Origin of the sequence: Aeromonas popoffii, assembly GCF_000820025.1 — a bacterium.
GTDB classification, from domain to species: domain Bacteria; phylum Pseudomonadota; class Gammaproteobacteria; order Enterobacterales; family Aeromonadaceae; genus Aeromonas; species Aeromonas popoffii.
The window spans coordinates 1-674 of the sequence record NZ_CDBI01000039.1 but is presented as its reverse complement, the minus strand read 5'-3'; the positions used below and the strand labels follow the sequence as shown (position 1 = coordinate 674).

The 674-nt window shown below is 47.9% G+C and carries 2 protein-coding genes; both read left to right on the top strand.

Annotated elements, in window-relative coordinates; translation table 11 throughout:
• Positions 1-190, top strand: a 190-nt coding sequence (locus tag BN1129_RS23775) for a hypothetical protein (RefSeq protein WP_042035650.1), incomplete at its 5' end; no start/stop codon positions are given.
• A complete protein-coding gene (locus BN1129_RS21805; RefSeq protein ID WP_052449324.1) occupies positions 187-666 on the top strand; it encodes a hypothetical protein in 480 nt (159 codons plus the stop codon). The genes BN1129_RS23775 and BN1129_RS21805, both read left to right, overlap by 4 nt.
• Positions 667-674 lie beyond the last annotated feature (8 nt).

Sequence of the window (674 nt, the reverse complement as noted above, 5' to 3'; positions counted from 1 at the left end):
TGTTCACGCTCTCGCCCTGCACAGGGGGGACAAGCTGATACTGCTGATCACCTATCCAGCCGAAGAGAGCCTGAGTGGAACAGCACAACGTTTTGTGATCCGTGGCTCACTCGCCCTCGGGGCACTCCTGACCGCAGAAACAGATGCAGCCTTGCCGGTAAAAGGCATATTGATCGAGATGAAGCCATGAGTAATGAACAGGTAGAACATAATCCCCCCCGTTCCGGGGATCCCCTGTTTCGCTATATCGAGGAACAATATCAGGCACTGCAACAAGAGCCGGTACTTTATCAGTGGATGGTTACCTATCTAAATCCGGATAAACGGCTGATGGGGGGAGGAGTCTTTTTAGTTTTTATGGTTATAGCTATCGCAATGGGAACATCGGGAAAAGAAATTGCTACGCAATCATTTGTCATTTTTTCTTGTTTTGCCGTTGTAATGGGTGCTTATGTTTGGTTCTTAATATGCGCAAATAAAATATACCACTACCATATTACGTCCAAAGGCATTTACTACACTTTTCAGGATGATATTCCCGAGATTGCCTTTACCATCATGCGTGGTGTGGGATGGTTTGGCTGCATTGCCTGTGTCTTGGCGGCAGGCCTGCTTGGCCCCGCCGCCTTTATCGGCGCTGGAGCTAGTGCTTTGCTAAATAACTGATCCTAATA